General features: G+C 76.0%; 11 protein-coding genes. 5 read left to right on the forward strand and 6 right to left on the reverse strand.

The features are described from left to right. Window positions 1-27: 27 nt before the first annotated feature. The 6 genes from ACI8AR_RS12605 to ACI8AR_RS12630 all read right to left on the reverse strand — a co-directional run bounded on the left by ACI8AR_RS12605 (window position 28) and on the right by ACI8AR_RS12630 (window position 7,218). Window positions 28-1,047, reverse strand: a complete 1,020-nt coding sequence (locus tag ACI8AR_RS12605) for a DUF58 domain-containing protein (RefSeq protein WP_457051332.1) — start codon at window positions 1,045-1,047, stop codon at window positions 28-30. Then, window positions 1,044-2,348 carry an AAA family ATPase gene (locus ACI8AR_RS12610; protein ID WP_457051333.1) on the reverse strand — a complete coding sequence of 435 codons (1,305 nt, stop codon included), beginning with the start codon at window positions 2,346-2,348 and terminating at the stop codon, window positions 1,044-1,046. Before ACI8AR_RS12610 ends, ACI8AR_RS12605 begins: the two co-directional genes overlap by 4 nt. A 386-nt stretch (window positions 2,349-2,734) precedes the next feature. Continuing rightward, a complete protein-coding gene (locus tag ACI8AR_RS12615; protein ID WP_457051334.1) occupies window positions 2,735-4,162 on the reverse strand; it encodes a C40 family peptidase in 1,428 nt (475 codons plus the stop codon). 206 nt (window positions 4,163-4,368) lie between these two features. Further along, a complete protein-coding gene (locus ACI8AR_RS12620) occupies window positions 4,369-5,907 on the reverse strand; it encodes an AMP-binding protein (RefSeq protein ID WP_457051335.1) in 1,539 nt (512 codons plus the stop codon). A 65-nt stretch (window positions 5,908-5,972) separates the two neighbouring features. Next, window positions 5,973-6,401 carry a DUF1772 domain-containing protein gene (locus ACI8AR_RS12625; RefSeq protein ID WP_457051336.1) on the reverse strand — a complete coding sequence of 143 codons (429 nt, stop codon included), beginning with the start codon at window positions 6,399-6,401 and terminating at the stop codon, window positions 5,973-5,975. A gap of 64 nt (window positions 6,402-6,465) precedes the next feature. Next, a complete protein-coding gene (locus tag ACI8AR_RS12630) occupies window positions 6,466-7,218 on the reverse strand; it encodes an SIR2 family NAD-dependent protein deacylase (RefSeq protein ID WP_457051337.1) in 753 nt (250 codons plus the stop codon). 148 nt (window positions 7,219-7,366) lie between these two features. Between ACI8AR_RS12630 and ACI8AR_RS12635 the strand changes: the two genes are divergently transcribed. The 5 genes from ACI8AR_RS12635 to ACI8AR_RS12655 all read left to right on the forward strand — a co-directional run bounded on the left by ACI8AR_RS12635 (window position 7,367) and on the right by ACI8AR_RS12655 (window position 14,149). Further along, window positions 7,367-8,605 (forward strand): PucR family transcriptional regulator, encoded by a 1,239-nt coding sequence (locus ACI8AR_RS12635; protein ID WP_457051338.1) that lies wholly within the window; start codon window positions 7,367-7,369, stop codon window positions 8,603-8,605. 214 nt (window positions 8,606-8,819) lie between these two features. Continuing rightward, window positions 8,820-10,190 (forward strand): MFS transporter, encoded by a 1,371-nt coding sequence (locus ACI8AR_RS12640; protein WP_457051339.1) that lies wholly within the window; start codon window positions 8,820-8,822, stop codon window positions 10,188-10,190. Window positions 10,191-10,216: 26 nt separating this feature from the next. Then, window positions 10,217-11,320: an alcohol dehydrogenase catalytic domain-containing protein gene (locus ACI8AR_RS12645; protein WP_457051340.1), complete on the forward strand. Its 1,104-nt coding sequence runs from the start codon at window positions 10,217-10,219 to the stop codon at window positions 11,318-11,320. Between the two features lie 10 nt (window positions 11,321-11,330). Further along, window positions 11,331-12,539 (forward strand): L-2-hydroxyglutarate oxidase, encoded by a 1,209-nt coding sequence (gene lhgO / locus ACI8AR_RS12650; protein WP_457051341.1) that lies wholly within the window; start codon window positions 11,331-11,333, stop codon window positions 12,537-12,539. Window positions 12,540-12,601: 62 nt separating this feature from the next. Next, a complete protein-coding gene (locus ACI8AR_RS12655) occupies window positions 12,602-14,149 on the forward strand; it encodes an aldehyde dehydrogenase (NADP(+)) (protein ID WP_457051342.1) in 1,548 nt (515 codons plus the stop codon). The last annotated feature ends 53 nt before the right edge of the window (window positions 14,150-14,202 follow it).

Below are 14,202 nucleotides of genomic sequence, written 5' to 3' on the forward strand. Positions count from 1 at the left end.
GGGCCTCTCTCGTGGTGCGGTGGGAGCTCACCGGGACGCCCCGCCGCTGCCGGCGCGCCGCCGGTCGGCGACGAACCGGACGACGTCCATCACCCAGTCGCGGTCGGTGCGCAGCTGCAGGTGCCCGGCCCCGGCGCGGCGCAGCGAGGCGGCGATCGCCCGCCGCTGCTCGGCCGCGGCCTCGGCGAAGCGGGCACGGAAGCGCGGGTCACCGGTGGGCACCTCGAGCGTCTGCCCGGTCTCCGGGTCGACGACGGTCAGCGGGCCGACGTCGGGCAGCTCCAGCTCCCGCGGGTCGACCACCTCGATGGCCAGCAGCTCGTGCCGGGCGCCCAGACCCCGCAGCGGCCGCTCCCAGTCCAGGTCGCCGAGGAAGTCCGAGACGACGACCACCAGCCCGCGGCGGCGCGGCGGGCGGCGCAGCGCCTCCAGCGCGGCGGCGAGGTCGCCGCGGCGGCCGGTCGCGGCCCGCGGGGTGGCGACGACGGCGCGCAGCAGCCGGTCGGCGGCCAGCCGCCCGGCCTGCGCCGGGTACCGGTCGACCCGCTCGCCGGTGGTGACGACGGCGCCGAGCCGGTTGCCGCCGCGCACGGTGAGGTGGCTGACCGCGGCGAGCCCGGCGATCGCGAGGTCCCGCTTGTCGCAGTTGCCGGTGCCGAAGTCCAGGCTGGCCGAGAGGTCGACCACCGCCCAGGTCTCCAGCTCGCGGTCGGCGATCGTCTCGCGGACGTGCGGCACCTGCGTCCGGGCGGTCACCGGCCAGTCCATGCGCCGGACGTCGTCGCCGGGGTGGTAGGTCCGGGAGTCGCCGGCCTCACTGCCCGAGCCGGGTACCAGGCCGAGGTGGTCGCCCTGCAGCAGCCCGTCCAGGCGCCGGCGCACGGTGAGCTCCAGCCGCTGCAGCAGCACGTCGGCCGGGCCCTCGCCGAAGTGCGGCAGGTCGCCGTCGGGGTCGGCCGTCGCAAGAGCGGGCGTACCGGCGTCGGGCTCGTCAGGGGGCGCGGCCGGGTCCTCCCCGGCCCGCGCCCGGCCGCGCCGCAGTCTCACGCCTGCGGGGTCCCCGGGACGTGCCCGTTGCCGCCGGGACCCTGGGGCGCCTGGCCGTTGCCGGGCGGGACGGAGCCGTGCGGGGACGCGCCGTGCGCGGAGGAGCCGTGCGGCGGCTGGCCGTTGGGGACCGGACCGCCGGGCCGGGGCTGCGCGGCGGGCGGGAAGCCGGGCCCGTAGGGCCCCTGCGGAGCGCCCTGCGGCGGGCCGTACTGCGGCGCCCCGGGCAGCGGCACCTGCGGGCCGCCCGGCGCGGCCGGGCCGAAGCCGCCGGCCCGCTGCCGCGGGGTGACCTGGGGCAGCGGCACCGTCTGCAGGATCCGCTTGACCACGTGGTCGGCGGGCACACCGTCGGCCAGCGCGTCGTAGGACAGCACCAGCCGGTGGCGCAGCACGTCGGTGGTGACGTCGAGGACGTCCTGCGGCAGCACGTAGTCGCGGCCGCGGACCAGCGCCAGCGCCCGGCTGGCGGCGATCAGGCCGAGCGAGGCGCGCGGGCTCGCGCCGTAGGAGACCCAGGAGGCGACGTCGTCCATGCCGTGCTCGCGCGGCTGGCGGGTGGCGACGACGAGCCGGACGACGTAGTCGACCAGCGCGTGGTGCACGAACACCTGCGAGGCGGTGCGCTGCATGCGGCGCAGGTCCTCGGGGCCGAGGACGGTCTCGGGCACCGGCGGGTTGGCGCCCATCCGGTAGATGATCTCGCGCTCCTCCTCCGGCGTCGGGTAGTCGACGAGCACCTTCATGAGGAAGCGGTCGCGCTGGGCCTCGGGCAGCGGGTAGACGCCCTCGGACTCGATCGGGTTCTGCGTGGCCAACACGAGGAAGGGGTCGGGCAGCGGGTGGGTCACGCCGCCGATGGAGACCTGCCGCTCGGCCATGACCTCCAGCAGCGCCGACTGCACCTTCGCCGGCGCGCGGTTGATCTCGTCGGTGAGGACGAAGTTGGCGAACACCGGGCCGAGCTCGGTGTCGAAGGCGTCCTGCCCGGCCTTGTAGATGCGGGTGCCGAGGATGTCGGCGGGCACCAGGTCGGGGGTGAACTGCAGGCGGGCGAACCTCCCGCCGACGACGGTGGCCAGCGTCTCGACCGCGAGCGTCTTCGCGACGCCGGGCACGCCCTCGAGCAGCACGTGGCCACGGGCGAGAAGGGCGACCAGCATCCGCTCGACCAGCCGGTCCTGGCCGACGATGACCCGCTTGATCTCGAACAGCGCGCGCTCCAGCAGCGCGGCGTCCACCGAGGGCGGCACCGGTGCGCCGGCGGGCTTCTCGAGCGGGGTGCTGGCGGCGGTGGTCACAGGGCTCCCTGTCGTGCCGGTCCGCGGCCTCCGGACGCGTCACGGAGCGACACGGGGCCGGTGACGGGGCCTCTCGCCCGTCCCACGGGCCAGTGTCCTACACGGAGCTGGCAGTCCGACCGTCGTGCGCGCTGGCACGCCGGACGCCGGCCGGGCGGCCGCCGCGCGACGCGCCGCGCGACGCGCCGGACGACGACAGAGGCCGCGGCGCGCCGGGTCTTCCCCCCTGCACCGCCGCGGCCCCTGCTGCTAGCGTGACTCCTGCGTCGGGCAGCTCCCCCCGTGGCTGCCCGACGCCCCGAACTCTCGCCCCATCCGCTCCCTGTGGCCTCCCTGCAGGGTCCCGCCGCGAGCCTGCGAGCGGCGGGGGGCAGGGAGGTCCTTCATCAGGCGGTCGGCCGCACGGCTCCGAAGTAGTCGCTGCCGAACCACATCGACGACACCCGGACGACGTCGCCGCTCTGCGGCGCCTGCACCACCTTGCCGTCGCCGAGGTAGAGCGCCACGTGGTAGATCTCCAGGTACGAGCTGCCGTTGGACCAGAAGACCAGGTCACCGGCGCGCAGGTCCGCCCGGGCGACGGTCCTGCCCCGGTTGAGCCACCACTGGTCGCGGCTGGTGCCGCCGATCCGGATGCCGGCCTGGGCGTACGCGTACTCGGTCAGCCCCGAGCAGTCGAAGCCGTAGATGCCGGTGTCCGGCGGGATGCCGTAGGACGGGCCGTTGGCGCCGCCACCGCCCCAGCTGTAGGGCAGGCCGCGCTGCGACAGCGCCGCGTCGATGGCCGTCTGCACTGCCGAGCCGGAGGGCGCGCCGGCCGTCGTGGTGGTCGGCGGCGTCGGGGTGCTGCTCGACGACCCGCCCGACGACGACCCACCCGAGGACGACCCGCCCGAGGAGGAGGACGACCCGCCGGACGACGGGCGGCTCGCGGTCGGGCCCGACGACGAGGACGACGACGAGGACGACGACGAGGACGACGCGGAGCTGCCGGAGGAGCTGCGCGAGGGTGCGGCCTGGCTCGCCGAGGCGGCCGCCGCCTGGCGGGCGGCCGCGGCAGCGGCGGCGGCCTCGGCGGCGTCCTGCTCGGCCTGCATGCCCGCGACCTGCTGCCCGGCGGCCTCGGCCTGCGCGGCGACGGCGTCGCGCTGCCCGGCGAGCGCCGCGGTCTGCTCGCGGGCGGTGGTCTCCTGCGCCTGCGCGCCGGCCAGCGCCTGCGCGGCCTGCTCCTGCAGCGTCTCGGCCTGCACGGACGCCGTCTGCGCCTGCTCCTGGGCCTGGGTGGCCTGCTCCTGCAGCACGGTCAGCTCGGCCACGACGTCGACGCGGTGGGTGCCGGCCGCCTCGAGCAGCGCGGCGCGCTCGATCAGCTGGGCGGGACCCGCGGCGGAGAGCAGCGCGGTGGCGCCGGGCGCGGTGCTGCCCTGCATGTAGACCGTGCGGGCGTGGTGGGCGACCTGGGTGCGGCCCTCGGCGAGCTCGGCGTCGGCCTGCGCGGCGGCGGCCGCGGCGGCGTCGGCGGCCGCGCGGGCGGCCTCGTAGGCGGCCTGGGTCTCCTCGTAGTCCTGCAGCGCGATCTGCGCGGCCTGGTGCGCCTCCGCGGCGGCCGCCTCGGCCTGCGCCAGCTGGGCGCTCAGCACGCCGACCTGCGCGGCGGCGGCGTCGCGGGCGGCCTCGGCCGCGGCGATCTCGGCGTCGCTGGGCGCCGCCGTGGCGGTGCCGGGCGTCAGCCCGAGGACGACCAGCCCGGCGATCGCCGTGCCGGCCGCCCGGACCGCCCAGCGGTGATGTCGCGTGCGCGTACCCGTACCCACGTGCCGACCCCTCCCGGTGCGCCGGCGTCGCAGGCCGGGCGCTGGTCTCCGGGCGCCCGTGCGGGCGCCACCCGGACCGGTTGTCGACCGGTCCGGGTGACCTCCGGAGGGTCAGGCGGGCGGATCTCCCCCCAAGGGGTGGTGGCCCCGCTGGAGGGGCCCACGCCGAGCGTCGGCGAGGGGTGGGGGGGCAGCGGGGTCCTTCCTCAGTTCACCTGGCGGCCGCCGGTCTCCGACCAGAACGGCTCACGCAGCTTGAACTTCTGGATCTTGCCGGTGGCGGTGCGGGCCAGCTCGTCGCGGAACTCGACCCGCTTGGGCGCCTTGTAGCCGGCCAGCCGGGACCGGCAGTGGGCGATGATCTCCGCCTCGGTCGCCGTCTCGCCCTCGGCGAGCACCACCAGCGCGGTCACCAGCTCGCCCCACTTCTCGTCGGGGATGCCGATGACGGCGACCTCGGCGACGGCGGGGTGGCTGAAGACGGCGTCCTCGACCTCGATCGAGGAGACGTTCTCGCCGCCGGTGATGATCACGTCCTTCTTGCGGTCGGAGATCGTGAGGTAGCCGCCGTCGTCGAGGCTGCCGCCGTCGCCGGTGTGGAACCAGCCGCCGTCGAGCGCCTCGGCGGAGGCGTCGGGGTTCTCCCAGTAGCCGGCGAGCACGGTGTTGCCCTGCGCCAGCACCTCCCCGGACTCGCTCACCGCGATGCGGGTGCCGATCGCCGGCACGCCGGCCCGGGACAGCCGCTTCGCGCGCTCCTCGGGGTCGAGGTCGTCGTACTCGGCGCGCGGCCGGTTGATGGTGAGCAGCGGCGCGGTCTCGGTGAGGCCGTAGATCTGGTTGAACTCCCAGCCGAGCTCCGCCTCCACGCGGGCGATGGTCCGCGACGGCGGCGGCGCCCCCGCGACGACGATCCGCACCCGGTCGCGGCCGGGCACCTCGCCGTCCCAGTCGGCGGCGGCCTCGAGGACGGCGTTCCACACCGCCGGCGCGCCGGACATCATCGTCACGCCGTGCCGCTCGACCCGGCGCAGGATCTCCGCGCCGTCCACCTTGCGCAGCACCACCTGGCGGGCGCCGACGCCGGCCATCGTGTACGGCAGGCCCCAGCCGTTGCAGTGGAACATCGGCAGCGTGTGCATGTAGACGTCGCGGTCGCTGACCTGCATGTGCATGCCGAAGGTGACCGCGTTGACCCAGATGTTGCGGTGGGTCATCTGCACGCCCTTGGGCCGCGCCGTCGTCCCGCTCGTGTAGTTGATCGTGGCGGTGGCGTCCTCGTCGGGCGCGCTCCACGGCCGCGGCTCGGCGTCGAACGCCAGCAGCTGCTCGTACTCCTCGCCGGTGGTGAACCGGTGCTCGGCCTCGACGCCCTTGAGGCTCGCCTCCAGCTCGGGGTCGACCATCAGCACCCGCGCGCCGCAGTGCCCGACGATGTAGGAGACCTCCTCGGGGTTGAGCCGGAAGTTGACCGGCACCGCCACCCGCCCCGACGACGGCACGGCGAGCAGCACCTCGAGCAGCCGGGCGGCGTTGTGGCTGACGATCGCGATCCGCTCGCCCTCCCCCACGCCGAGCGCGTCGAGGCCGGCCTGCAGCGCGCGGCCGCGGCGGGCCACCTCGCGCCAGGTCACCTCCCCCACCGGCGGTGCGGGCTGGTCCGGTTCGTCCACGACGCCGACGCGGTCGCCGTAGACCAGCTCGGCGCGGTCGAGGAAGTCGCGGGTGGTGAGGGGCACGCGCATGCCGGGCTCCCGGTGGCCAGGGCTGCCGGCGCGCCGGTCAGCCGCTCGACGTGGTCGGGGTCACGCTAGCCGTTGACGAGCAGCAGCCACCCGGCCGCGACCGTGCCGCACGTGGCGGCCACCGCCCGCACGGTGTCCGCCCGCAGCAGCCGGCCGAACGCGCCGGCGTCGAACCCCTCCCCCAGCCGCCGGTGCAGCGGCACGGCGAGCAGCGCGGTGACACCGAGGACGACGGCCAGGCAGGCGCCACCCACGAGCACCGGCAGCAGCGGGACGCCGTCGGGCCGGGCGGCCAGCAGCCACAGCGTGGTGACGCCCTGCCCGGCGAACAGCGGGCCCACGACCCGGGAGACCCGCCGCTGGTGCGCCCGCTCGTAGGCCGGGAACGCCGCGGCCGGCACCTGCGCGAACTGCGGGTAGACCAGCGCCCGCACGGTCCACTGGAAGCCGGCGTAGGCCGCCGTCAGCGCCAGGTGGACGACGAGCAGGGTCACCGCCGCGTCGTCGGCAGCTCGCCCAGCAGCAGCGCCCGGTGGCGCGCCGCGAGTCCGGTGCGGGTCACGCCGTCCCCAGCAGCCGCGGCAGCGCCGTCGAGATCGGCTCGCGGACGACGAGGTCGGCCAGCCCGTCGTAGGGCGTCGGCTCGGCGTTGACGACGACCACCCGCGCGCCGTGCGCGGCGGCGAGCTCGACCAGCCCGGCCACGGGGTACACGACCAGCGAGGTGCCGACGGCGAGGAAGACGTCGCAGTCGGCGGCGGCCTGCGCCGCGGCGTCGAGGACCCGCTCGTCGAGGGCCTGCCCGAAGCTCACGGTCGCGGACTTGAGGATGCCGCCGCAGTCGGTGCAGGCCGGGTCGGGGTCCCCGGCGTCGATGCGGGCCAGCGCCTCGTCCATCGACGTCCGGTCCCCGCAGGACAGGCACTCGACCGCGTGCACCGTGCCGTGCAGCTCGAGCACCGCCCGCGGCGAGGACCCGGCGGCCTGGTGCAGCCCGTCGACGTTCTGGGTGAGCAGCGCCCGCAGCCGGCCCTGCCGCTCCAGGTCTGCCAGCGCCCGGTGCCCGGCGTTCGGGGCGATCGTGGCCGCCCGCACGTCCGCGCGCATGCGCCACGCCTTGCGCCGGATCTCCGGGTCGGCGACGTAGTAGGAGAGCGTCACGAGCTTCTCGGCGTCCGGGTCCCGGGTCCACACCCCGTTGGGACCGCGGTAGTCGGGGATCCCGCTGTCGGTGGAGATCCCGGCGCCGGTGAGCACGGTGATCCGCCGGGCCAGGGCGAGCCAGGCGGGCAGCGGATGGGGAACCGTCATTCCGCCCACGGTAGGGCGGGCGGGGCGCGCGATGATGCCCCCGGCCGGCTGCACCGCCGGGCGCAGCCCATCGTGGACGGGGAGGACCATCGTGTCGGATGCCGACCCCCCGGAGGCGGGGACGGGTGGACCGGCGGTCACCGCACTCGTGGACCGCCTGCAGGCCCGCGCCGACGACATCGGGCGCCGACTGGTCGAGCGTTACCGGGCCGACATCGTCGACTACCGCAGCGTGCGCGCCGACGCCCTCGCCGACGAGGTGCTGCCCACCGCCGTCCGCAACGTCCACGAGCTGCTCGACTCGGTGCGCAGCGACCGCCCGCTGGACGACCGCCAGCTCGACCGGTTCCGGGAGGCCGCGGTCCGGCGGGTGCACCAGAACGTCTCGGTGCAGTCGGTGCTGCGCGCCTACCGGCTGTGGGGGCAGGTCGTCTGGGACGAGGTCGCGCGTGCGGCCGCGACGCCCATCGAGCGGGACGCCGCCCTCCGCATCGCCTCGCGGGTGATGGCGCACGTCGACCAGGTCTCCGCGGCGGTCGCCCAGGCCTATCTGGACGAGGCCTCCGGCGCCTGGCGGCAGGACGAGGGCCTGCGCCGGGACCTTCTGGAGGCGCTGCTCAGCGGTCGGCCGCTCAGCCCCCGGTGGCGGGCGCAGGCCGAGGCCCTGCAGCTCGACCTCGCCCGGGACCACCTCGTCGTGCTGGTCCGCCGGGCCGGCGGGCCGGACCCCTCCGCCGACGCTCTCCGGTCCGCCCTGGAGGCAGCCCGCAGGTATCTGCGCCCGGCCGGCGGGCGAGCGCTCATCGCCGTCCGGGACGACGAGGTGGTGGCCCTGTACCCCGCGTCGGACGCCGCCGCCGTCGCCTCCGCCCGCCGGGCCGCGACGACCACGGCCCAGGCGCTGCCGACGCACGCGGTCGGGGTCGGCCGGGCCCACGACGGCGCCACCGGTGTGGGCCGCAGCTACGCCGAGGCCCGGGAGGCGGCCACCTACGCGGCTGCCTCCGGGGTGCGGGAGCGGGCACTGACCTTCCCCGAGATGCTGCTCGAGCACGTGTTGCGCACCAGCCCGTCCGCCGACGCCCTCCTCGAGGAGACCGTCGAGCCGTTGCGTGCCTACGACGAGCAGCGCGGCGCCCACCTGCTGCACACCCTGCGTGTCTACGTGGCCAGCCGATTCCACCTGACCCGCAGCGCCGAGCAGCTGATGGTGCAGCCCAACACCGTCGTCCACCGGCTGCGCCGCATCGCCACGCTCACCGGCCACGACCCCAACGAGACCGACGGGCTGCTCCTCCTGGCCCTGGGCGTGAGGCTGGACGCGGCCCCGCCGCTCCCGACCGCCGCACCCGAGCCGGGACCGGGTCCGCGCGACGGCCGCCGCTGACCAGGGGCCCGGTCGTTGCAGATCCTGCAACGACCGGCCGCGGAAGACCTCGTTTCCGGCCACAGACACCGCTGTGTGGCGCACCTAACGTCGTGTGCGGCGGTCACGTGGCCGCTCCCCGCACCGGCGAGCCCTCGCCGTCGGTGTCCCCCGCCCTCCGCCCGGCGCCCCCGTGGTCGTCGGTGGCCCGGGCACGTTCCTCGGAGGTGACGCCATGTCGGCAACGACGCCCACCGGCAGCCAGCGAGCCGGCCGAACGCCGGTCCGCCGGGTCGCGATGGCCAGCTTCATCGGCACCACGATCGAGTGGTACGACTACTACATCTTCGGGACCGCCGCGGTCCTGGTCTTCAACACCCAGTTCTTCAGCAGCCTGAGCCCCGTCGCGGGCACGCTGGCCTCCCTCGCCACCTTCGGCGTCGCGTTCGTCGCCCGGCCCCTCGGGGGCGTGCTGTTCGGGCACTACGGCGACCGGGTGGGCCGCAAGGCGATGCTGGTGACCTCGCTGCTCATGATGGGCGCAGGCACCCTCGCCGTCGGCCTGCTGCCGTCCTACGACGCGATCGGCATCGCTGCGCCGCTGCTGCTGGTGCTGTGCCGGATCCTGCAGGGCATCGCCGTCGGCGGCGAGTGGAGCGGTGCCGTGCTGATGGCCGCCGAGCACGCCCCGCCCGGCAGGCGCGCCTTCTACGCGAGCTGGCCACAGTCGGGCGTTCCCGCGGGCGTGGTCCTGTCCAGCAGCGTCTTCTTCCTCGTCCAGCTCATGCCCGAGGACGACCTGCTGAGCTGGGGCTGGCGGATCCCCTTCATCGCCAGCGCGCTGCTCGTCGCCGTCGGCCTCTACATCCGGCTCAACATCACCGAGTCGCCGGAGTTCCAGCGCCTGCAGGAGCAGGAGGCGCACGCGGCGGTGCCCTTCGCCGAGACCATGCGGACGGCGAAGCGGCCGCTGCTGCTGGGCATCCTGTCGCTGTTCGCCCCCAACGTGCCGTTCTACCTGGCCACCGTCTTCCTGCTCAGCTACGTGCCCGAGCAGACCGGCATCACCCGCGGCACCGTGCTGCTCGTCCTCATCGCCGCCTCGGCGCTGGAGGTCCTCACCATCCCCTGGGCGGCGATGCTGGCCGACCGTTACGGACGGCGCCGGATCATGTCCCTCGGCGCCGTGCTCGTGGCGGGGCTGGCCTATCCGGTCTTCCTGCTGATCAACACCGGCTCGGTCGCCATGCTGGCCCTGGCGCTGTTCCTGCTGCTGCCCCTGGCCCACGCCTTCGCGTACGCGGTGACCGCGAGCTACATCTCCGACCTCTTCGAGCCCCGGGTCCGCTACACCGGCTCCGCCCTCGCGTACCAGATCGGCGGCATGGTCACCAGCGCCCCGGCCCCGTTCGTCGCCGCCGCCCTGCTCGCCTGGAGCGGCTCGTGGACCTGGATCGCCGGCTACACCGCCGCCGGTGCGGTCGTCGCCCTGCTGGCGCTGTACGCCGTCCGTTCCAACCCCGGCCTGCGGTCGGCCCCCGCCCCCGTCCCGCCCGCGACGGAGCGGGTTCCCGCCCCGGTCCCGGCCGACGAGCCCGTCGCCTGAGCCGGCACACCCGAGGAGCACATCCCATGGACATCCGAGGCGCGGTGCTGGAGGAGTGCGGTCGTCAGGACCCCTTCGCCTCCTCCCGTCCGCTGAGCATCTCCGACCTCACCCTCGACGACCCCGGCCCCGGCGAGGTCCTGGTGACCCTCGAGGCCGCCGGGGTCTGCCACTCCGACCTGTCGGTGGTCAACGGCGACCGCCCCCGGCCGGTCCCGATGCTGCTCGGCCACGAAGCCAGCGGCCGGGTCGCCCGGCTGGGCGCCGGCGTCGACGACCTCACCGTCGGCCAGCGCGTGGTCATCGTCTTCCTGCCGCGCTGCGGGGCGTGCGAGGCCTGCCGCACCGGCGGGCGGCGGCTGTGCGCGCCTGCGACGGAGGCCAACGCCGCGGGGACCCTGCTGCACGGCACCCGGCGGCTGCACCGCGACGGCGCCGAGGTCTTCCACCACTCGGGCGTCTCGGGGTTCGCCACCGCCGCGGTCCTGCACCGCAGCTCCCTGGTCCCGGTCGAGGACGACGTCCCGGCGGAGACCGCCGCGCTGCTCGGCTGCGCCGTCCTCACCGGCGGGGGTGCGGTGAAGAACGCCGGTGCACTGACCGCGGGCGAGGAGGTCGTCGTCGTCGGTGCCGGCGGTGTGGGCATGTCGGCCGCGTTGGTGGCCGGGGCGCTGGGCGCCGGCCGGGTGACCGTCGTGGACACCCTCCGGGGCAAGCAGGCCGCGGCCCGCGAGCTCGGCGCCGACGCCGCGATGAGCCCCGACGAGCTGGCCTCCTCCGGCTACCGCGCGCCGCTGGTGATCGAGGCCACCGGGAACCCCCGGGCCTTCGAGGCCGCCGTCGCCGCCACCGCCCCCGGCGGCCGGACCGTCTCGGTGGGCCTCGCCGCGGTCGACGCGCGCGCGGTGATCTCGCCGCTCACGCTGGTCGCCGAGTCGCGGACGATCATCGGGTCCTTCCTGGGATCCGGCGTGCCGGCCGTCGACATCCCCGAGTACGCCGACCTGTGGCGCGCCGGCCGGCTGCCGGTGGAGCGCCTGGTGACGGCACATCTGGATCTCGACGACGTCAACCAGGCCATGGACGACCTCGCGGCCGGGCGCGCGATGCGCCAGGTCCTGCGGTTCTGAGGAGATGCACGTGATCTACGACCACATCGTCATCGGCGGCGGCATCGTCGGCATGGCCTCGGCGATGGCGCTGCTCCGCCGGCAACCCGGCGCCGGCGTGCTGGTGCTGGAGAAGGAAGCCGAGCTGGCGCGGCACCAGACCGGCCACAACAGCGGCGTGGTCCACTCCGGCATCTACTACGAGCCCGGCAGCCTCAAGGCCGAGCTGTGCCGCCGGGGTGCGGAGGCCACCCGCGAGTTCTGCGCGGAGCACGGCATCCCGGTCACCCGCCAGGGGAAGCTGCTCGTCGCCACCGACGGCCGCGACGCCCAGCGGCTGGAGGCGCTGGTGGAGCGGGCGGCCGTGAACCGCATCGAGGTCACCCGCGTCGGCGCGGGCGAGCTGCGCGAGCTGGAGCCGAACGTCGCCGGCGTGGCCGCGCTGCTGGTCCACGGCACCGGCAGCGTCGACTACACCCTGATGACACGGGCCATGCACATGGTGGTGGCGGCCGCGGGTGGCCAGGTCGAGACGGGCCGGACGGTCACCGCCATCACGGAGGGCGCCGAGCAGGTCGTCGTCACCACCGACGGCCCGTCGGGGCGCGAGACGTGGCGCACGCGGCGGCTGGTCGTGTGCGGCGGCCTGCAGGCCGATCGGCTGGCGGCGATGGCCGGCGTCGCCACCACGGCGCGGATCGTGCCGTTCCGCGGCGAGTACTACCGGCTGCCGGCCGAGCGGGCCGGGATCGTCCGGCGGCTGATCTACCCGGTGCCCGACCCCGCGCTGCCCTTCCTCGGGGTGCACCTCACCCCCATGGTGGACGGCAGCACGACGGTCGGCCCCAACGCCGTCCTCGGGTTGTCGCGGGAGGGCTACCGCAAGGGGTCGGTGGACCTGCGCGACGTGCGCGACGTCCTCGCCTTCCCCGGCTTCTGGCACGTCGCCCGGAGGCACGCCCGCACCGGTGTGGTGGAGATGCGCAACTCCCTGTTCCGCCGCGGCTACCTCGCCGCCGCTCGCCGGTACTGCCCCGACCTGCAGCTGTCCGACCTGCTGCCGCACGAGGCCGGGATCCGCGCCCAGGCCGTGCTGCGCGACGGCACCCTCGTGCACGACTTCCTGGTCGAGCGGACCCCGCGGTCGGTGCACGTGCTCAACGCCCCCTCGCCGGCGGCGACGTCGGCGATCCCCATCGGCGAGATGATCGCCGGTCGCGTGCTCGCGGCCGCCGCCTGAGTCACCGCCCGAGCCACGACTCCAGTCGCCGCCCGAGGCGACGCCCCACCCGGAGGACCACCATGAGCTCCCCCAGCACCACGGCCGTCCCGAGCACCGACCCCCGCACCGGCGCCGTCGTCGAGACGGTCGGGCACGAGAGCACGCCCGACGAGGTCGACCGGGTGTGCCGGCTGGCGGCCGCCGCGGCGCCGGCCCTGGCGGCCCTCGGCCGCGCCGGCCGGGCCAGGCTCCTGCGCGCCGTCGCGGACGCCCTCGCCGCCCGCGGCGACGACCTGGTCGCCCTGGCCGACCGGGAGAGCGCCCTCGGGACCCCTCGGCTGACCGGTGAGCTGGCCCGCACCTGCCACCAGCTGCGGCTGTTCGCCGAGGTCCTCGAGGAGGGCAGCTACCTGGAAGCGGCGATCGACCGGGCCGGCGAGGGACCGCTCGGCCCCCGGCCCGACCTGCGCCGCATGCTCGTCCCGCTCGGGCCGGTGGCCGTGTTCGGCTCCAGCAACTTCCCCTTCGCGTACTCGGTCGCCGGCGGGGACACCGCCTCGGCGCTGGCGGCCGGCTGCCCCGTCGTCGTCAAGGCGCACCCGGCGCATCCGGCGCTGACCCGGGCCTGCGTCGCGATCGTGCAGGAGGCCGCGCGGACGGCGGGAGCACCGGAGGGAGTCCTCGGCGTCGTCAGCGGTCTGCAGGCCGGCGCGGACCTGGTCGGACACCCCGCCGTCCGGGCGGTCGGGTTCACCGGCAGCCTGCGCGGAGGGCGGGCGCTGTACGACCTGGCGTCGGCCCGGCCCGACCCGGTCCCGTTCTACGGCGAGCTCGGCTCCGTGAACCCGCTGGTGGTCACCCCGGCCGCGGCCGACGAGCGGCTGGCCGAGATCGCCCGCGGTCTGGTCGGCTCGTTCACCCTCGGCACCGGCCAGTACTGCACCAAGCCCGGTCTGGTGCTGGTGCCGGCCGGCCGGGTGCGGGAACTCGGCGCTCTCGTGCAGCAGGAGTTGGAGGGGCGCACCCCCGGGTGGCTGCTGAGCGCGGGGATCAGGGACGCCTACCTGCGCGGGGTGGAGCGGTCCTCCGGCCGGCCCGGGGTGGAGGTGCTGGCCACGGGAGCCGCGCAGGAGACCGGGTTCGGGGTGCCGACGGTGTTGCTGGCGACCTCGGTCCCCGCGCTGGACCCGCTGCTGGTCGAGGAGTGCTTCGGCCCGACGACGCTGGTGGTCGGGTACGCCGACCGCGAGGAGCTGGCCGCCGCCCTGGACCTGGTGGAGGGATCGCTGACCGCCACCCTGCACGTGGGTCGGGGCACCGACGCCTGGGCGGACGACGTCGTGGCGCTGCTCGGGCCGAAGGCCGGCCGGCTGGTGTGGAACGGCTTCCCGACCGCCCTCGCCGTCGGCTGGGCCACCCACCACGGCGGGCCGTGGCCGGCCTCGGTGCCGGCGCTGCACACCTCGGTGGGGGCGACCGCGATCCGCCGGTTCCTGCGCCCGATGGCCTGGCAGGACGCCCCGGACGCGGCGCTGCCCGAGGAACTGCGGGAAGGCCCGTGCCCGGTCCCGCGCCGCGAGGACGGCCGGCTCCTGCTGCCCGCCGGCACGGCGGGGACGCCGGCCTGACGCCCACCACGCATCCCGGACGACCGGACGGGCCGCTCGCCGCGTCCCGGCTC

The organism is Geodermatophilus sp. SYSU D01036 (genome assembly GCF_054050435.1).